Genomic DNA, 18,995 nt, shown 5'->3' on the forward strand with positions numbered 1-18,995 from the left:
AGCGGCAGGTACTACGGCGATAGAGCGGCTGTGTGCCTCCACAGCTGAAAGGACGTAATGATGCGTTTCAAGAAGGCCGCTGTTGCGGCCGTGGTCGCTGCCGGTCTTGCACTGGCCGGCTGCGGCGGTGGCGGCGGGAACAGCGGCACGGCAAAGTCTGCGCCCAGCGTTGTTCTCGGCAACATAGCCCCGCCCACGACGTTTGAGGCTCGGAGCATCAACTGGGGAAATCAGTCCATCTACTTTCAGGCCGTTTACGACAGCCTTCTGAAGCCTTCACCGAATGGCAAGGACGTTGAAGCAAACCTGGCCACTGAGTGGACGTACAACGACGATAAGACTGTTTTGACCATGAAACTGCGTGATGGTGTGACCTTCTCCGACGGCACAGCGTTCACCGCCGAGGTTGCGGCGCAGAACCTTCTCCGGTTCCGCGACGGCACTTCGCCCCAGAAGGGCAAGATCGTGGACTTGGCAGACGCCACTGCGAAGGACAAAAACACCCTGGAAGTCAAGCTCAAGCAGGCAAACCCGGCGTTCTTGATCTACCTGTCCCAGGCCGCCGGCATGCAGGAAAGCCCCGCAGCCTTTGACAAGCCCGATGTCCAGACCAATCCAGTCGGGTCCGGACCCTACATCCTTAACACCGGCCAGACCGTGGTAGGCACGTCGTACAAGTTCGAGAAGAACCCCAAGTACTGGAATGCGGATGCCGTCAAGTACGACACATTGACGGTGAATGTTTACAATGACGCGACTTCGCTGTTGAACGCTCTGCGGGGCAAGCAGCTAGATGCTTCGGCCATCAATGACGTCAGCATCATCCCCCAGGTCAAGGCCGCCGGCTTCACCGATAAGGGCAGCCCGCTGAACTTTGCCGGCCTGATGCTCTTTGATCGCGCCGGCCAAAGCAATCCGGCGCTGGGCAAGGTCGAAGTACGGCAGGCGATTAACCATGCAATTGACCGGGCAGCCTTCCTCAAAGTCGTTGGCCTGGGCTTCGGCGAGGTGACCGGACAGGTCTTCCGTGAGGACTCCCCGGCCTACGACAAGCAACTGAACGACACCTATAAGTTCGATCCGGCTAAGGCCAAAGAACTGCTCGCCCAGGCAGGCTACCCCAAGGGCTTTGACCTGACGATCCCCACCGCCCCGGGCTTCCCCAAGCAGATGTGGCCGCTGCTCCAGCAGCAGCTTGGCGACGTGGGCATCAAGGTCTCCTACGTCGACGTCGGACAAAACATGATCGCCGACCTTCAAGCCAAGAAGTACGGCGTCTCGTACTTCCCCCTTCAACGCGATGCCAACGAATGGCAGCTGATCAGCTTCCTTCTCGCCCCCACCGCTACCTGGAACACGTTCAAGTACCAGGATCCCAAATCTGACGAACTGATCACGAAAATCCGCACCGCCGAAGGCGCGGACCGCGACGCCGCTCTAAAGGAGCTCAATAAGTACGTCGTGGATCAGGCGTGGTTCGCCCCCTGGTACACGCCTACAAACTTCTTCGTCACTAATGCCAAGACGAACGTTGAGCTGAACCAGGGCAACGCCTGGCCCAACCTCTGGAACATCACTCCCAAGGCATAGGACCGCTGCCGGGGGTCTGGCCAAACAGGCCTCCGGCTGCCTACCCACCGAAAGATCATCATCATGATTGCATTCATCGTGCGAAGGCTGCTCACCGGCGTCGTAATGCTCGCTGCTATCACTACCGTCGGTTTCACACTTCTATACCTGGGCGGCGGTGACATCGCCAGAAAGATCCTCGGCGAATCCGCGGACGCACAAACAGTCGCCCAAAAGGCACAGGAACTGGGTTTGGACCGTCCCGTCCTGGTGCAGTACGGCGATTGGGTGCTCCACGCCCTTTCCGGAGACTACGGCTATTCGTGGTTCAGCGGCCAGACCGTTTCCGCTGCCATTTTCTCCCGCCTGTCCGTCACATTGTCCCTCGTCATCGGCACGGTTCTCGTAGTCGCCGTCGTCTCGGTGGTGCTTGGCGTGCTGGCGGCGACAAAGCGCGGTTGGGTGGACAAGCTCGCGCAATTGCTTGCCGTCCTCGGCCACGCAATCCCCGGATTCCTGTTTGCTGTCGGTCTGGTTCTGTTCTTCGCCCTCACACTGGGCTGGTTTGACCCGACCGGGTACGTCCCCTTTACTGAGTCACCTTCGGGATGGGCGAAGACTGTGACCCTGCCAGTGATCGCCTTGGCACTGGGCGGTATCGCCAACGTCACCCAACAGATACGTGGCGCCGTCATTGATGCTCTGCGCAATGACTACGTCCGTACATTGCGCAGCCGGGGCATTCCAGAGCGGCGCGTCATCCTCAAGCATGTCCTGCGCAACGCTTCCGGCCCGGCGCTGGCGGTCCTCGCCGTTATCTTCGTCGGCCTCCTCGGCGGCGCGGTCATCGTGGAACAGGTCTTCGCCATCCCCGGCCTGGGACAAGTAGCCGTGCAAGCTACCACCCAGGGTGACATCCCGTTGGTCATGGGCCTCCTCCTCGCCACCGGCGTCATCGTCATCGTCTTCAACCTGCTGGTCGATCTGGCCCAGGGCTGGCTCAACCCGAAAGTGCGTCTGTCATGACTTCTCCCGCACACACAACTGATCCCGAGATCGTCGTCGCACCACGCGGCGCCGCGAAGGTTTCCCTGTTCCGCCGGGTTCTGCGTAACCCCCTCGCCGTAGCCTCTGTGGCGTTCCTCGCGATTGCTGTTCTCACCGCAATATTCGCCCAGTTCCTGGCCCCGCATGATCCAAACAACGCCGTGATCCAAAATGTGCTTGTCCCTCCAGGTGGGGATAACCTGCTCGGCGCCGACGGTTCGGGCCGCGACGTACTGTCCCGGTTGATTATCGGAGCCCAGTTCAGCCTGGCCGGCGCACTGGTCGCACTTCTGACCGCAATGGCCATCGGCGTCAGCGGCGGCCTCGTGGCAGGCTACTTCGGCAAGTGGATCGACACCGTCTGGACATGGGTGATCTCGCTGTTGATGGCGTTGCCCACCATCATCGTTCTGCTCGCCGCACGAGCCGTCGTCGGACCGTCGTTGTGGCTGTCGATGTTGATTTTCGGCGTCATGCTTTCCCCGGCGTTCTTCCGGCTGGTCTACGCCTCGGTCACGGCCGTCCGCAATGAACTGTACGTTGATGCTGCACGAGTATCAGGGCTTAGCGACGCACGAATCATAGCAATCCACATCCTGTCAGTCGTCCGCGCTCCCATCGTGATCCAGTCGGCAATCGTCGGCGGCATCGCCCTGGCCGTCCAGTCCGGGCTGGAATTCCTCGGACTGGGCGACATCAACGTCCCCACCTGGGGCTCGATGCTCAGCGACGGCTTCACCAACCTCTACACCTCACCAATGCTCATCCTCTGGCCGGCCCTGGCCATCGGCCTCACGCTGATCTCCCTGACCCTGCTGGCCAACAGCCTGCGGGACGAGCTTGAGCGCTCCAACGCACCCCGCAAGCAGAATCGCAAGAAGAAGGCTGCAGGTACTGCCGGGACCGAAGCTTCCGTTGCAGAGGACATCATCCGGCACCCGGAACCGGCTGCTCTTGAAGGGGACATCGTCCTGGAGGTAGCCAATCTCTCCGTCGCCTATCCCAGCCCGGACGGAGGCATGAAGAAGGTCGTCCATGATGTATCCCTCACCGTCCGATGGGGTGAAGTTCACGGCCTCGTCGGTGAATCAGGTTCGGGCAAGACACAGACGGCCTGGTCCATCCTCCGTCTCCTCCCCGAGGGCGGCAGGATCGTCGGCGGATCCATCCAGTTCAAGGGCAAGGACCTTGCAAAGCTTTCTGAGCGGGATATGGAAAAGATCCGCGGGCGGAACATCGCCTACATTCCTCAGGAGCCGATGTCCAACCTGGATCCTTCGTTCACGATCGGCAGCCAACTTGTCGAGCCGATGCGCATCCAGCTGGGCATCTCCGCGAAAGAGGCCAAGAAACGTGCACTGAGCCTCCTGGCACGGGTCGGTATTCCCAACCCGGAACGAACGTTTGCCGCCTACCCCCACCAAGTTTCCGGCGGCATGGCCCAACGCGTTCTCATCGCCGGGGCCATCTCGTGCAACCCTGACCTTCTTATCGCCGACGAACCTACAACAGCCTTGGACGTCACCGTTCAGGCTGAAGTCCTGGACCTCCTCCGCGACCTCCAATCGGAGTTCCACATGGCCGTAGTCCTGGTCACGCACAATTTTGGTGTGGTCGCTGACCTCTGCGACCGCGTCTCCGTCATGCGGCTCGGACGAGTCGTTGAAACCGGCCCCACCGAAGCGATATTCGCCTCCCCGCGCCACCCCTACACCCAAGAACTCCTCGGTGCAATCCTCAGCGAGACAGAACCGCGAGGTCCACTCGTTGTGGCCGCAAGCAGCACCACCAACCACTCCCCGAAGGGAGCACTCCGATGAGCGAACAACTGCTGGACATCCAGAACGTCACTGTTGAATATCCCGGCCACGGTTTCCGCGGCAAGCCGTTCAGGGCCCTGCACAGTGTCTCAGTCGATGTTCAGAAGGGCGAGTGCGTCGGCCTGGTCGGTGAATCCGGATCAGGCAAGACGACTCTGGGCAGAGCTGTCCTCGGTCTTGCCCCAGTCACGGGAGGAAAGGTACTGTTCCGCGGCGAGGACATCGCACACGCAGGCCGCGCCGACCGGCGTCGGCTGGCGAGCGACATACAGGTGGTCTTTCAAGACCCCTACACGTCCCTCAACCCCTCCTTGACGGTCGAACAGATCCTGTCCGAGCCCCTTGATGTGCGAAAAGTCCCTCGGGCTGAATCGTCAAAGCGCATCAAAGACCTTTTCGAGATGGTTCGCCTGCCAGCCGATGCCGGGAACCGCCTGCCCCGTGAATTCTCGGGTGGGCAGCGCCAGCGCATCGCCATCGCCCGTGCACTGGCACTCAAACCGGCGTTGATCGTTTGCGACGAGCCGGTATCTGCCCTGGACCTCTCGACCCAGGCCCGGGTGCTGGAACTGTTCAAGGACATCCAGGAGCAGACCCAGGTTGCCTACCTCTTCGTTTCCCACGATCTTGAGGTAGTGCGCTACATAAGCCACCGTGTTGCGGTGATGTATCAGGGGGAAATCGTCGAGTTCGGCGACGGCGACCAGGTCACCAGCCGCCCTCAGCACCCCTACACCCAACGCTTGTTCTTTGCCGCCCCTGTGGCGGACCCGAAGGCCCAGGCACGCCGCAGGGAAGAACGTCGCCAATTGCTCGCCGCCCAGAACGCATAAGAGCAAAAACAGATGAACTTACGAAAGAAAGAGAAATGTCGAAGCCGAACATCATCTTCATCATGTCCGACGATCATGCCGCACACGCCATCTCGGCCTACGGCAGCCGGGTAAACACCACCCCTCATCTGGACCGTATTGCCGAAGGGGGGATGCGCCTGGATGCCGTGTACTGCACCAACTCAATATGCAGCCCGTCGCGTGCTTCCATCCTCACGGGCACCTATAGCCACATCAACGGCGTATCGTCCATCTGGACGGAGATGGATTATCGCGTGCCTACGTTTGTGGACGTGCTCCATGAACAGGGTTACAAAACAGCGCTCTTCGGAAAGTGGCACCTCGGAGAGCATGGGAAAGCCTTGCCTCGGGGGTTTGATGCCTGGAAGATCTTTCCCGGGCAGGGAGACTACATCGACCCCGAGATGATCGATGAGGGTGGCAGCAGGACCGTACCCGGATATGCGACGGACATCGTCACCGACCTCTCCCTTGGTTGGTTGGACGAACTGAACGGCGAGGAACCGTTCTGCATGCTCGTTCATCACAAGGCACCCCACCGCCCGTGGATTCCTGATGAGAAGCATAAACACCTCTACGCCGACGGGCAGATCCCGGAGCCGGAGACCTTTTTCGACGATTACGCGACACGCAGTCAGGCTGTGCGCAATGTCCACATGACTATTGCAGACGACATGGGCGCCGACGACCTCAAGATGGAAGTCCCGGAGGAACTGCGGGGACCCGAGAACCGGGAAGCGCGCATGCGATGGAAGTACCAGATTTACATGCGCGACTACCTGCAGTGTATCCAGTCCATCGATGACAATGTCGGCCGGCTGCTGGACTACCTCGAAGAGCGTGGGCTCGCGGAAAACACCCTGGTCGTCTACACCTCGGACCAAGGGTTCTTCCTCGGCGACCACGGCTGGTTCGACAAGCGGCTGATGTTTGATCAGTCCCTGCAGATGCCGATGCTCATGAAGTGGCCGGCCGAAATCGCCGCCGGAAGCCGTTGCGAGGCAATTATCACCAACGTCGATTTCGCCGCCACATTCCTGGATGTCTGCGGTATCAACCCTGCCAATGCGCTTCCGACGTCGCAGGGGCGTAGTTTCCGTCCACTGTTGCGGGGGGAGCAGATCGACGATTGGCCCGACGCTGCGTACTACCGGTACTGGGAGCACGACGACCCCATCCATGCGGCACCCGGGCATTACGGTATCCGGACCGCTGACTACAAACTCATCCACTACTACGGCGCAGGTCTCGACGTTCCCGGCGCCTCAGAGCGGGAGTTCGAATCTGAATGGGAACTGTACGACCTCCGCGATGACCCCACGGAAGTCCATAACGTGGCTGACGACTCACAGTATGAAGGGATTCGAGCCGAACTCGAACAGAAGCTCGCCGAGTACCAGCGTCACTACCGGGATAAGCCCTATGCCGGTTCCGGCACTCCGCACCCGGAATGGGGTCCACATGACGCAGCCACGCTTGAACGCGTTGAAAAGTACGTTCAGGCGCTCCGAGCATCCAGTTAAGAAAACCGGAAATGGCCGGCCCGGCCAGGCTTATCTGAACTGGCCGGTGTCCGCTGTTTTCGAGCTATCCATTCCACGGAGGACCATCCAATGATCATGAGCATAATGCGCGGACCGGCCACACGATCCCGCCCACCAGCCCTCACCGTGTTCGCCGCCATTCGATGGATCGGACTGTTAGCCCAGTGCAGTCGCCGGCAACGGGCCCGCAGATTCCTTGCGCTCATCCTCCCTCTAGGAAGGATATGAAATGCCAGAGAAGCAACCCCTTCCTGTCCGCGAAGCGCGCAGCGGCCCGTCTGCGCGACTTCTTCAGGGCGGCATCGAACCCGACCCTAGATTTTCATTGGCGAACGAGCGGACCTTCCTGGCCTGGGTCCGCACCTCACTGGCGCTGCTTGCGGGAGGAGTCGCAGTGGAGGCATTTATGGCGGACCTCTTCGGACCGGATCTGCGGAAGACCCTCGCTGTTCTGCTCCTCGTCTTGGCTCTTTTCCTCAGCGGCGGCTCGTTCTTCCGCTGGGTCAACGTTGAGCGCGCCATGCGGCACCAGTCGCCGTTGCCGCTGCCATGGATCGCACCCCTTCTTGCTGCCGGCGGCGCCCTGGCCGCCGGCATGATGGTCGCCTTCGTCCTGATCCAACAGAACTGAATTGATGCAACAGGAACCGGATATTCCAATCCCTGGAGACGCTGGCCTCCAGCCTGAGCGGACCGACTTGGCTTGGCGCCGCACAATGATGTCCCTAATTGTGGCTGCCGCAGTCTTCTTGCGCTGGATGCCGCACCACGGCTGGTTCGTAGGCACCCTTGTCGTGGCCGCCCTTGCCACGGCATTCGCCATCTATCTCACTCACACACGCCGCTTTCGGCGTGCCGTGCACGGGATAAAGCGCGACAGCATGCCACCCGACACCGCTTCCACAGCAGTTGTTGCGGTGAGCGCCTGCATGCTGGCAATTATGGGAATCTACACTGTTCTATTTCTTCCGCTTGAGCACTAGCACGCTCATCCAGCTCGCCTATCCCGCCACTGCCGCCTTCGCCTCCTGCTTGGCCTGCATCCACTCGCTCATCCACGGGGCCCGGACGCTGGACGTGATCCGGCAGTCGGCCACGAAGGTCCCCTTGGCGCCGGCGTCGATCCACTCCTGGAGCGCGGAAAGGTCCGCCAGGGAGCGGATGATGGCCGACTCGGCACCGAGCGCGCGGGCGATGCCGCTGAAGTCCACTTCGGGGATCAGCATGGGCTTTTCGGTCAGGCCCTGGGAGCCGTACTGGTGGATCTCGGCTCCGTAGGCGGCATCGTTGTAGATCACGACGACGGCGCTGCGTGCCGTCCCGATGAGCGATTCGAGGTCGGACAGGCCCATCAGGAAACCGCCGTCGCCGGAGGCCAGCACCAGGGTACGGCCGTCCTCCACCGCGCGGGCCGCCCCGACGGCGCTGGCAAGGCCCAGCCCGATCGACTGGAACGCGGTCCCCACCATCACCAGGTCCTGCGGCCGCGGGATGTTCCAGTACATGGGTGCCCAGCCGATAAAGTGCCCGCCGTCCTGGACCACCGTGCGGCGCTCCGGCAGCACCGCATCCAGTGCCGTGGCAAGGGAACGCGGATCCAGCCGGCCGTCCGGGGTCTCCGCGGAGCCCGCCTGGTGGCCCGGTCCCTCGGCCAGGCGCTTGCGCGCCTCCGCGCGCCAGGCTGCTCCGCGGCCGGCGTCCGGCAACGCCGGGCCATCCAGGATCCGGAGCAGGCGTCCCGCTGCAGACTTCACGTCCGCGCTGACGAACGTATCCACCCGGGGGTGCGTCGGCTGCAGGGCGGCGTCGATCTGGATGACGGTGCTGTCCGGGCCGAGCAGGTGCCCGAACCGCATGGTGAAGGGGCTCAGGCTCGCCCCGGCCACCAGGACCACATCGGCCTCACCCATGAGCCCGGCCGCGGTGTCCGTGCCGAAGCCGCCCGCGACGCCGAGGTACCCCTCGCCCCGGAGGAGGTTGAGCGCCAGGGCGGTTCCGGCGGTCAGCGCGCCCAGGCGGTCGGCGAGCTCCCGGAGCTCCGGGCCGGCGCCGGCGAGATGCGCACCGCGGCCGGCGAGGATCAGCGGCCGCTTCGCCCCGGCGAGCAGCCGGGCCACCTGCACGAGGCCGCCGACGACGTCGTCACTCACCGCCGGTGCCAGCGGCGCCGGAAGTTCCTCTTCGGTGGCTTCGAGCGCCGCGAGGTCGTAGGGAATGGCAATAACGACGGCGGTCCGCTTGGTGAGCGCGTACTCCACCGCCTGCTGCGTGATGGAGCCCGCGGCCTCGCGGGTGACGGTGAAGGTCGCCGCTCCGAGGCCCGCGGCGATTGCCGCCTGATCCACGTCCTGGGGCCGGGCGCCGCTGCTCGGCGCGTCCCCGGTGACCAGCACCACGGGGATCTGGGCCTGGACCGCCTCGGCCAGGGCGGTGAGTGCGTTGGTGTAGCCGGGGCCATAGGTGGTGGTGCCCGCGGCGAGGCGTCCTGACGTCCGGTAGTAGGCGTCGGCCGCGGCGATGGCGGCGCCTTCATGGCGGACGGGGGAGAAGCGGAGGCCCAGCTTTTCCGCGGCGTCCAGGAAGTAGACGTTTCCGTTGCCCATGACGCCGAAGACATCGCTGAGATAGCTGCTGAGAACCTGCGCCACGCGGCCGGAGACGGTAAGTGAAGTCATGCAGGAATCATGTGGCCTGGTTCACAGATAGGCAAGAGCGTGGAATTCGGTTGGGATTTTTGGCAGGCGAATGCCGATGAACTGAAAATATGCGCACTTGTGGCGTGCATCACCCGAGCTTAGGTGGAGGGGCGGGATTCCTGCTCGGAGAGGCGGCTCAGGAGGCCGCCGTAGCGGGGCGGCATGAGTTCCAGCACGGAAATGGCCGTGCTGGTCCGCTGGATCCCCTCGATTTCCAGGATCTGGTTGGTGATGCGGTAGAGATCGGCCGTACTGCGTGCCACCACCTTGGCCATGAGGTCCGCGTCGCCGGTGGTGGCATGCACCTCGATGACCTCCGGGATCGCGGCGAGCCCGTCTTCCACCGCACCTGTCCGGGTCTGGCTGATGGACAGGGAGAGGAAGGCCATCAGGTCATAGCCCAGCGCGGCGGGATCCAGCCTCCGGCTGAAGGAGCGGAGGGCGCCGCTGCGCTCGAGCCGTGAAAGCCGGGCGTGGACGGTGTTCCGTGCGACGCCGAGCGTCCGCGAGAGTGCCAGGGCGCTGGCTTCGGGATCCTTGTCGAGGGCCAGGATGATCCTGCCGTCGAGGGAATCCAGGGTGCGGGAGTTCGGGATGGTCATATTTTCACCACAGTCAGTAGAAGTTGAGCAGAAGTCCCAATGGGTTGAGGGTATCTTGCATTGTGGGCCGGGTCACAACATGATCAGTGCTCATGACCCGTGATCAGCTCCAGACCGCACCGGACACCGCGCTCCCCGCCCTTCGTGGCGCGGTGGCCGGCCTCCCGCCCTACGTCCCGGGCCGGCGCAGCGCCGGCATGGACATTGCAGCGCTCGCCAGCAACGAAAGCCACTACGAGCCGCTGCCCGCCGCCGCCGCTGCGGTGGCCGCAGCAGCCGGTACGATGAACCGCTACCCGGACAGTGCCGCCGTCGAACTCCGCGAACGGATTGCCCGCCACCTCGGCGTCACGGCCGGAGAGGTGGCGGTAGGGCCCGGCAGCGTCGGCGTCCTCCAGCAGATCATCACCGGACTTTGCGACGCCGGGGATGAAGTCATCTTTGCGTGGCGCTCGTTTGAGGCGTACCCCATCCTGGTTGAGCTGGCAGGCGCCCGGCCGGTCCGCATCCCGCTGGACGACCAGGAGGGCCACGACCTCGATGCCATGGCCGCGGCCGTCACTGACCGCACCAAGGTCATCCTGCTCTGCACCCCCAACAACCCGACCGGCGTGCCGATCAGCCACGAACGCATCGAGGCCTTCCTGCAATCCGTCCGCTCGGACATCCTCGTGGTGATCGACGAGGCCTACGTGGAATACGCCGAAGCGGGCAGCGGCCCCGATTCCCTGGCGCTCTACCGCCGGTACCCGAACGTCTGCATCCTGCGCACCTTCTCCAAGGCGTACGGGCTCGCCGGCCTGCGCGTGGGATACGCCGTGGCGGCGCCGGACATCGCTGAGGGACTGCGCCGGACCGCCCTTCCCTTCTCGGTGAGCGCGCTGGCCCAGAAGGCAGCCATCGCGTCGCTGGACGCGGGGGAGGAGATGGAAGCCCGGGTAGCCGCCGTCAGGCAGGAACGCGCACGGATGGCTGAGCAGCTCGAAGCCCAGGGCTGGAAGCTGCAGGCGAGCCAGGGCAACTTCCTGTGGATCCGTGCGGACGAGAGCCTCCGGGCGAGGCTGGTGGACGCGTTTGACGCCGCCGGCGTCATGGTCCGGGCGTACCAGGGCGACGGCGTGCGGATCACCGTTGCCGGCCCCGGCTCCAACGATCGCGTGCTCCGGCTTTTGGAAGCCCACGCAGCCTAACAAACCGACTGACCTGTAACCCCAATCCCGTTCCACCTACAAACCAGAGGACTCCCAATGGAACAACAGACAATGACGTCTGGCCGCGCACTGGGCGCGGCACTCAAACCCCGCCAGCTCACCATGATGGGGCTCGGAAGCGCCATCGGCGCGGGCCTGTTCATCGGCTCCGGTGCCGGCATCCAGGCGGCCGGCCCGGCCGTGCTGATCTCCTACCTGGTGGCCGGCACCCTCATCATCCTGGTGATGTGGGCCCTCGGCGAGATGGCCGCCGCCAACCCGGACAGCGGTGCCTTCTCGGTCTACACCGCCAAGGCCTACGGGCCGGTGGCCGGTGCCACCGTGGGCTGGCTCTGGTGGCTGCAGCTCGTGGTGGTCATCGCCGCGGAAGCCCTCGGTGCGGCAGGACTGCTGGCCACCATCTTCCCGGCCCTGCCGGTGTGGCTGATGGCCTTTGTGTTCATTGTGGTGCTCACCGCCGTGAACCTCACCAGCGTGAAGAACTTCGGCGAGTTCGAGTTCTGGTTCGCCCTGCTCAAGGTGGCGGCAATCGTCGGGTTCCTGCTGGTGGGCGCTGCCCTGCTCTTCGGCTGGCTGCCGGGCGTCCAGTCGCCGGGCCTGTCCAACTTCACGGGAGCCGGATTCGCGCCCAGCGGATTCGCCGGGATTGCCACGGCACTCTTCGTCGTGGCTTTCGCGTTCGGCGGCACCGAGATCGTTTCCGTGGCGGCAGCCGAGACCGCCGAGCCGGCCCGCAGTGTGAAGAAGGCAGTCCGGACCGTCCTGTGGCGCATCCTGATCTTCTACATCGGTGCAATCTTCGTGATCGCGGCGGTGGTTCCTGTGGGTTCGGCTGGGCTGAAGAGCCCCTTCGCTGCGGTGCTGGATGCGGCCGGAATGCCCGGCGCAGCCACCGCCATCACCCTGGTGGCCGTCGCAGCATTGCTCTCCGCCCTCAACGCCAACCTCTACGGTGCGTCACGGATGGCGTACTCCCTCGCCGAGCGGGGTGAAGCGCCGCGCGTGCTTGCCTCGGTGTCCAAGGCGCGTGTTCCGGTTGCCGCCGTCCTGGCAAGCGTCGCTTTCGGTGTTGTCACGGTAGTGCTGGAGCTGGCCTTCCCGGAGAAGGTCCTTCCCGTCCTGCTCAACATCGTGGGTTCGACCTGCCTGCTGGTGTGGACGTCCGCGCTCCTCGCCCAGCTCGCGCTGCGCCTCCGCGCCGACCGCGAGGGAACGGAGCTTCCGCTGCGGATGCCCGGTTTCCCGTGGCTCACGTGCTTTGGTCTGGTCATCCTCGCGGCGATCTTCACGGTGGGCTTCATCGGCGAGGATTCCCGGCCCCAGCTCCTGAGCACGTTCGCTCTCGTGGCGCTTCTGGGGGTGGCGAACTGGCTGCACCACCGGTCTGGGAAGGTTGCGCCGCTGGGGGTCGAATCTTCGGAGCCTGCCAAGCAGCCGGTGCTTATCGACTGAACCAGGGGCTTTGGACCCCTCCTCGGGTTCGCGGCACATGAAGGGCGCGTCCGGCTTTGGCCGGGCGCGCCCTTCGCCGTGCAATATGCGGCCGGCCGATCGCCGCTCTGTTGCTACAGGTAGTCTCCGGCCCGTTCGCGGGCGATCTCCAGCAGGGTGGAGTGGAATGCGACTTCAGCCGGGGCGTAGACCTTGTCTTGTCGCTGGGCCAGCAATACGCGCCGCAAGGGTGCGCCGGGGCCGAGGCTGATGACCTTGACGTCGGGGTGTTGGAGGGCGACGGCGGTTTTCGGCACCATGGCCACGCCCATACCGACGCTCACCATGGCTTGGGCTTCCTGGTAGTCGTTGGCCAGGAAGCCAATCGTTGGTTCGAAGCCGGCCTCGTGGGCGGAGCGCTGCAGTACTTCCACCACAGGGTGGGCCTCAGCCCGCACTATCCACGATTCCTTGCGGAGCTCTTCCATCCGGATCTCATCGCGGCCGGCAAGCGGGTGCGCGCGGGATACCAAGAGGACGGTGCTTTCCTGGAAGACTTCCGTAATGCGGATTGAATCGTCCTGAAAGCGGTTCCAAGGGTAGTCCCACAACAGGCACAGGCCGGTAACTCCGGACTGCAGGTCTGAGACGAGGTCATCGAAGCGTGCGCTTCGCACGGAGAGGCCAATGGCGGGGTACCTCTTTTTGAAGGCCCGGATAACAACCGGCAGGAATGAGCCAGCGAGAGTCGGAAATGTTCCGATGGTCAGGGAACCGCGTTTGAGTCCGGCGATTTGGTCCAGGTCGGACTGTGCTGCCCGCATTTGCCCGATGATCTTGCGGGCGTGGCCGGAGAGCACCTGTCCTGCCTCGGTGGGCACCACTCCGCGGGAGCGGCGGTTGAGGAGAGGCTGGCCAACTTCCTGCTCGAGCTTGCGCAACTGCTGGGAGACCGCTGAGGGCGTGTACATCATCAGCTCGGCCGCGGCGGTGATCGATCCCTGCTCGACGACTTCCACCAGCAACGCCAACCGGCGAATATCGAATAAATCCTGGTTGTCATCCTTAAGCAATGGTTCACCCTTCTGTGCAACATGTTCATTCGGTGCAGGCACCGCTTCCGTCCCGGGAAGCCGCGGGTCTTTCCGGACGCTCGAAGCCGGATTTTTGAAAGCACACCCCATCAGGATAGCTGAATTAAGCGTTTCTACATCCTGCATCACAAATCCGACATTGTCTTCATTTGTGATCTGCCTCAATCTCGAATCAAGCCCTCGAACATCCTGGGCAGTAGAGAAGCAAGGAAAAGACCATGAAGATCGAAGCGGAATGGATGCGCGGAGGCACCAGCAAATGCTGGGTCTTTGAAAGCGGACAGTTCGGTGAGGCTGAAACAAGTCCGGACGTGCTGCTTCCCCGGCTGTTCGGCAGTCCCGACCACAGGCAGATCGACGGTGTTGGCGGGGCGACTTCAACCACCAGCAAAGCGATGATCCTTCAACGTCCCGTAGACGATGATGTTGACGTTGAGTTCACCTTCGCCCAGGTGGGAATTGAAGAGGCCGCGGTGGATTGGGGCAGCAATTGCGGCAACTGCTCGGCTGTGGTTGGCCTGTACGCCATCGAGAAGGGCTGGGTGGTGCCCACCGGTGACGTCACCCGGATCATTACCCGCAACACCAACACCGGCCAGATCATCATCCAGCGGGTGTCCACACCGTCCGGTGCCCTGCCCATCGTCCCGCAGGCACAGATGCCCGGTGTCCCGTTTCCCGGATACCGGGTGGGGCTGGGCTTCCAGGACCCTGCCGGCAAAACCACCGGCACGTTGCTTCCCACCGGTGCACCCGCCGACACAATCCTCGCCGGGGGAACCCGCTGGACCGTCTCGATGGTTGATGCGGGAGCGCCGGTAGTGGTTCTCCGTGCCGTGGACCTTGGCCTTGACCCGGAGTGTTACGACAGCTGGCTCGCCGGGGTGGAGCTGCAACTGCAAACCCTGGAACACATCCGTCGTCAGGCCGCGGTGCGGATGGGGCTGGCAGCGACTACGAGCGAAGCGGCCCGCGCCGTCCCTAAGGTCGCCATCGTGGCTGCGCCGGCCCGGTCCGATCCGGACAGCGACGTCAGCGTCATGATGCTCTCGATGGGCAAGCCGCACCCGGCGCTGGCCATCACCGGCAGCATCGCACTGACCCTGGCCGCCCGCACTCCGGGCACCGTACTCAACGACATCACCGGGGGCACCCGTCAACCCACCCTGCGGCTGCGCACGCCTGCCGGGGTCATCGAAACCTGGAGCGAGGAACGGGACGGATCGCTGCTCGTGGGCGTGGACCGGACAGCCCGCACCCTCGCGACCACCGTCATCCACGTCCCCGAGGCCCTCGGCAGCGCCGTCGGCGCCTCCCTTGCCAGCGCCACTCAATGAGGAGAGAGCATCATGACTAAGACCGTAGAACAACAAGCACCCCTGCAAAGCGACACAAACGCGCCCAGCCCCCAGCGTCCCAACCGTCGCCGCCGTATCCTGCTGATAACGGTAGCCGCCGCCACTATCCTGGGCCTGGCCGCCCTCCTGTTCGGGGGTGTCCTCTTGAACCCCGCGGACGCCTCGGGATCGGAGACCATGACCGCCACGCAGATCATCCCGCTGGTCATCCTCGTCGTGATGTTCGTCGTCGCCACGAAATGGCCGCTGAACATCGGTGTCATGGGGCTGGTGGCGTCCTTCGGCGTCGGCTACTTCATCCTCGGAATGAGCGACAAGGAAATCCTTGAGGAGTTCCCGGCCAGCATCGTCCTGACGATCATCGGCGTCACCTACTTCTTCAGCATGGCCCAAAGRAACGGGACCATCGACATCATCGTCCAGAGGTGCGTGCGCCTGGTCCGGGGCAAGACGGCGCTCCTTCCGTGGGTGTTCTTCCTCATGGCTGCCGCGCTGACCGCTCTGGGCACCTTCTCCCCGGCCGCCGTCGCACTGCTGGCACCGGCAGCSCTCGGACTTGCCTACGAGTCACGCATCCACCCGGTCCTGATGGGCGCYTTTGTCATCAACGGGGCCCACGCCGGCGGCTTCTCCCCGYTGTCCGTYGCGGGTGTGCTGGTGCACGACATCGCACTGAAAAACGGCTTCCCCATCTCCCAGGGCGCGCTTTTCGCGGCCAGCTTCGCCCTSAACCTCATCCTTTCAGCCCTGACCATCGTGCTGTTCGCCCTGTTGGGCAAGCTGCGCGATAGCCACGCCAACGAATACGCCGGCCTCGACGCAACCCGCGCCGGGCGTCCGAAYGGTCAGCAGATCKTTACGCTGGCGCTGATCGCTGCGATTCTCGTGTGCACCCTTGGCTTCCACATGCCTATCGGATTCGTCGCCCTCTCGGCCGGCCTGCTGCTGGCATTCGTCAACATCAAGGAACACAAAACGTTCATCGGCGGCATTTCCTGGTCCACGGTCCTGCTGGTGGCCGGCATGATCACCTACGTCTCCCTGCTCCAGCACGTCGGCGTGATCGATACCCTCGCAGAGATGGCCCTCGCGCTCGGAGCACCGCTCCTGATCGCCCTCGTCCTCTGCTACGTCATCGGCGTCGGATCAGCCTTCGCCTCCTCCACCGCACTGCTSACCGCATTCATCCCCCTGGCCGGCCCGCTCCTGGCGACCAGTTCACTCAGCGCCTCCGGAACCGTCGCAGCCCTCGCCATCGCCGCCACCGTCGTGGACGTCTCCCCCTTCTCYACAGACGGCGCACTCGTCGTCGCCAACGCCCGCGAGAACGACCGCCAACGCGTCTACAAGCAACTGATGATGTACGCCGGCGGAGTCGTCCTCGTAGCCCCCGCACTGGCCTGGGCCCTGCTCGTACCAACCGGCATCGTGTGAGGCGTGCTGCCGTTCCCGCACTCCATCGCAACAGGTAGCCCGAAAGCCGGGCGCGGGAACTGCGCAGCATGCACAGGAGGCAGGGTGACCACCAGGTCACCCCGCCTCCTCCCACGACCATCCCCGGTCGTAGTCCATCAGCCCGACCCGCCACCAAACGAGGGGAAAGGGCAGCGCACTCAGCGTTGCATCAGGTCCGCGTGGTGCACCGCGGCTACGTTCGGGTGGGCCCGTAGCCGGTAGCGAAGGGCATTGTCCCCGTAGGTTTCCAGAATCGGGCTGTTCGTCGGGTCAACTGACAGACCGCGCGCCCTGGTTTGGAACTCCGGGCTCAACGCGAGCTGCGGCATCCTCGCGTCCAGTGCCGGGTTGTAGAAGAACGGAAGAGAGATCCTGTCGGTGCCGCGCGGCGGCGAGATCACGCGGTGCAAGGTTGCCTTCAGATAACCGTTCGTGGCTAGCTCGAGCATCTCGCCGATGTTGACCACGAAGGTTCCGGGCACCTGTGGCGCGTCGATCCAGGTGCCCTGGTACTCGACCTGGAGGCCGCCCTTGCCAGGCTCCACCAGGAGGAGTGTCAGCACCCCGCCGTCGCGGTGGGAGCCGACACCCTGCTTGGGTTCCTCGTGGGATGACCCCGGATACCGCACAACCTTGAGCACAGGGAAAGCCCGTGCGGCAAATGCCTCATCGAAGGTGTCCTCGGGCGCGCCGAGGGACACGGCCAGGGCCCGCAGGAGAGTCAATGAGATCGTGCTCAGCCGCTCCGTCCACTCGGCGACAATCTCCCGCATTTCGGGCAGCGCCTCCGGCCACAGGTTGGGCCCCTCGAGGCGCCAATAGTCCGCGATGCCCGGGCCTGGCGCCACCGCGCCCCGCTCTACGCCGATGTCGACCTGCTCGCGCCAGTCCACTGCACCGTCCGTAAGTTCCCCGCCGACACGGGTGTAGCCACGGAACTGTGGGCTGTGGACATTCTCGATCGCGAGCTTCTGATCTTCGGGCAATTCGAAGAAGCGCCGGGACACGTCCAGGATTGCGTCCGTGAGCGCCTGCGGGACACCATGGCCAGCCAGGTACAGGAAACCTACCTCATGCATGGCGTTGCGCAGTTCGTCACGGAACCGGGAAGCCTCCTCCACTCCCGCACTCAATCGGGAGAAGTCGACTACGGGCAATGTTTCGAGTGGCAACGTCTCCAGTCCTTTTCAGCGAACTTGGCAAGCCGGCGCATGTGGCTGCTTTCATGATACGGCCGGGCAACTACGCCGGGCATGGATGTACCGAAATACCCAAGGTGACCCACCGCCGTCGTACGCTCTAAAAATCTCAGTCGTTGATCAGTTCAGCGGTCGGACTCACGGGCGCCACGGCGTCGCGGACCTTCCTGCCGCGGGAATTCCCAACGAGTCCCAAGGCCAGGATGCAGCCGAGTGTGCCGAGCGCGAAGGTCTCGAAGGTGAATAATGAAGGTCCGAATTCAACCAGAGCTGTGGCCGAAGAGCTCCATTTTGGCCGGGCGGCTGACCGTCTCAGCATGTCCCAGCCTCCACTGAGCCAAGCTATTTTGCAGCTGGAACGCCAGCTTGGCACCACCCTGCTCAACAGATGGAGCCGCAGCGTCTTGCTAACAGCGGCGGGCAGCCTCTTCCTCGAGCAATGCAGATTGCTGGTCGGCGCGTCAGAATGCGCCCCCCTAGTGGAGCCCGGAAGCGCAGCACTACGCCAACTCCATCAATTCCCAGCCGGCCATGGTCAGGTGCGGGCTAGGGGTGAGCCGTCCCGGGATACTCAGACCTGGACGATGGCAAGCCGGAAGTGATTTTCCGGGCTGTAGCTCCAGGCGAAGCCCAGATCTTCCCACGCAGCCTCGGTGGGTTCTGACGTGGAGGTGGTGAGCTTCATCATCGACGTGATGTCTTTCGGGACTTCCAGGGCGCCCAGAACACATTGAACGTCGGTCATCGCCGCTCCGGAGGTTTCCCGGGGCCCCTTAGTGTCCATGGAAAGTTTTGTCCCGTCCGCGGTCAGCTCTACACCCTCGGCGCCGTCAAGTCCGCATCCGGATACGGCGGCGGCGAGATTGTCGCCAGCAGGTGCCGGCGCGGCGGAGGACGAAGTCTCGGTCGTGGGTTCGGGCGCCGGAGCGGGTGCGGCGGTGGAACATCCGCTGAGGATGAACGCTGCGGCAACGGCGGTCGCAGCGGCGATCGAATACCTGACGGGGAGGCGCATGTGGAGCCTTTCAAAGGTTGGCCTGGTGGCCGGTGCGCGGGTGGCCCTGTTGGGCCTCCCGCCAGGGCCCAGAATGCTCAGGCGCAGGCCTGCCCAAAAA

Annotated in this window: 17 protein-coding genes; 12 read left to right on the forward strand and 5 right to left on the reverse strand. The window is 63.9% G+C overall.

What is annotated here, in order from left to right; genetic code table 11:
* Nucleotides 1-60 precede the first annotated feature (60 nt).
* The 7 genes from AC1DRE_RS16470 (at nt 61) to AC1DRE_RS16500 (ending at nt 7,817) form a co-directional block, all read left to right on the forward strand.
* Nucleotides 61-1,590, forward strand: coding sequence for an ABC transporter substrate-binding protein (locus AC1DRE_RS16470; protein WP_476985590.1), 1,530 nt, complete (start codon nt 61-63; stop codon nt 1,588-1,590).
* Between the two features lie 63 nt (nt 1,591-1,653).
* The gene (locus AC1DRE_RS16475; RefSeq protein WP_476985591.1) at nt 1,654-2,595 is read left to right on the forward strand and encodes an ABC transporter permease; all 942 of its coding nucleotides are present in this window, start codon (nt 1,654-1,656) and stop codon (nt 2,593-2,595) included.
* Complete coding sequence (locus AC1DRE_RS16480; protein WP_476985592.1) at nt 2,592-4,436, forward strand: dipeptide/oligopeptide/nickel ABC transporter permease/ATP-binding protein; 1,845 nt, start codon at nt 2,592-2,594, stop codon at nt 4,434-4,436. Before AC1DRE_RS16475 ends, AC1DRE_RS16480 begins: the two co-directional genes overlap by 4 nt.
* Nucleotides 4,433-5,269, forward strand: coding sequence for an ATP-binding cassette domain-containing protein (locus AC1DRE_RS16485; protein ID WP_476985593.1), 837 nt, complete (start codon nt 4,433-4,435; stop codon nt 5,267-5,269). Before AC1DRE_RS16480 ends, AC1DRE_RS16485 begins: the two co-directional genes overlap by 4 nt.
* Nucleotides 5,270-5,304: 35 nt before the next feature.
* On the forward strand, nt 5,305-6,813 hold the full coding sequence (locus AC1DRE_RS16490) for a sulfatase family protein (protein ID WP_476985594.1): 1,509 nt from the start codon (nt 5,305-5,307) through the stop codon (nt 6,811-6,813).
* A gap of 250 nt (nt 6,814-7,063) precedes the next feature.
* Nucleotides 7,064-7,465 carry a YidH family protein gene (locus AC1DRE_RS16495; protein ID WP_476985595.1) on the forward strand — a complete coding sequence of 134 codons (402 nt, stop codon included), beginning with the start codon at nt 7,064-7,066 and terminating at the stop codon, nt 7,463-7,465.
* 100 nt (nt 7,466-7,565) lie between these two features.
* Complete coding sequence (locus tag AC1DRE_RS16500) at nt 7,566-7,817, forward strand: DUF202 domain-containing protein (RefSeq protein WP_476985596.1); 252 nt, start codon at nt 7,566-7,568, stop codon at nt 7,815-7,817.
* 18 nt (nt 7,818-7,835) lie between these two features.
* Here the strand turns inward: AC1DRE_RS16500 and AC1DRE_RS16505 are convergent, their stop codons facing one another.
* Nucleotides 7,836-9,509 carry a thiamine pyrophosphate-binding protein gene (locus AC1DRE_RS16505; RefSeq protein WP_476985597.1) on the reverse strand — a complete coding sequence of 558 codons (1,674 nt, stop codon included), beginning with the start codon at nt 9,507-9,509 and terminating at the stop codon, nt 7,836-7,838.
* Between the two features lie 119 nt (nt 9,510-9,628).
* Nucleotides 9,629-10,132 (reverse strand): Lrp/AsnC family transcriptional regulator, encoded by a 504-nt coding sequence (locus AC1DRE_RS16510; protein WP_476985598.1) that lies wholly within the window; start codon nt 10,130-10,132, stop codon nt 9,629-9,631.
* A gap of 92 nt (nt 10,133-10,224) precedes the next feature.
* Here AC1DRE_RS16510 and hisC point away from each other — a divergent pair, with 92 nt between their 5' ends.
* Complete coding sequence (gene hisC, locus AC1DRE_RS16515; RefSeq protein ID WP_476985599.1) at nt 10,225-11,322, forward strand: histidinol-phosphate transaminase; 1,098 nt, start codon at nt 10,225-10,227, stop codon at nt 11,320-11,322.
* A gap of 57 nt (nt 11,323-11,379) precedes the next feature.
* Nucleotides 11,380-12,795, forward strand: a complete 1,416-nt coding sequence (locus AC1DRE_RS16520) for an amino acid permease (RefSeq protein ID WP_476985600.1) — start codon at nt 11,380-11,382, stop codon at nt 12,793-12,795.
* 113 nt (nt 12,796-12,908) lie between these two features.
* On the opposite strand, the gene AC1DRE_RS16525 is transcribed toward AC1DRE_RS16520, so the two are convergent.
* Nucleotides 12,909-13,847, reverse strand: a complete 939-nt coding sequence (locus AC1DRE_RS16525; RefSeq protein WP_476985601.1) for a LysR substrate-binding domain-containing protein — start codon at nt 13,845-13,847, stop codon at nt 12,909-12,911.
* A gap of 239 nt (nt 13,848-14,086) precedes the next feature.
* Between AC1DRE_RS16525 and AC1DRE_RS16530 the strand changes: the two genes are divergently transcribed.
* Nucleotides 14,087-15,205, forward strand: a complete 1,119-nt coding sequence (locus AC1DRE_RS16530; protein WP_476985602.1) for a PrpF domain-containing protein — start codon at nt 14,087-14,089, stop codon at nt 15,203-15,205.
* Between the two features lie 12 nt (nt 15,206-15,217).
* Nucleotides 15,218-16,660 (forward strand): SLC13 family permease, encoded by a 1,443-nt coding sequence (locus AC1DRE_RS16535; protein WP_476985603.1) that lies wholly within the window; start codon nt 15,218-15,220, stop codon nt 16,658-16,660.
* Between the two features lie 179 nt (nt 16,661-16,839).
* Here the strand turns inward: AC1DRE_RS16535 and AC1DRE_RS16540 are convergent, their stop codons facing one another.
* The gene (locus AC1DRE_RS16540) at nt 16,840-17,853 is read right to left on the reverse strand and encodes an isopenicillin N synthase family dioxygenase (RefSeq protein WP_476985604.1); all 1,014 of its coding nucleotides are present in this window, start codon (nt 17,851-17,853) and stop codon (nt 16,840-16,842) included.
* A 230-nt stretch (nt 17,854-18,083) separates the two neighbouring features.
* Between AC1DRE_RS16540 and AC1DRE_RS16545 the strand changes: the two genes are divergently transcribed.
* Complete coding sequence (locus tag AC1DRE_RS16545) at nt 18,084-18,482, forward strand: LysR family transcriptional regulator (RefSeq protein WP_476985661.1); 399 nt, start codon at nt 18,084-18,086, stop codon at nt 18,480-18,482.
* On the opposite strand, the gene AC1DRE_RS16550 is transcribed toward AC1DRE_RS16545, so the two are convergent.
* A complete protein-coding gene (locus tag AC1DRE_RS16550) occupies nt 18,452-18,895 on the reverse strand; it encodes a hypothetical protein (protein ID WP_476985605.1) in 444 nt (147 codons plus the stop codon). The two genes, AC1DRE_RS16545 and AC1DRE_RS16550, sit on opposite strands and share 31 nt — an antisense overlap.
* Nucleotides 18,896-18,995 lie beyond the last annotated feature (100 nt).

The organism is Arthrobacter sp. P4_H3, from assembly GCF_056400885.1.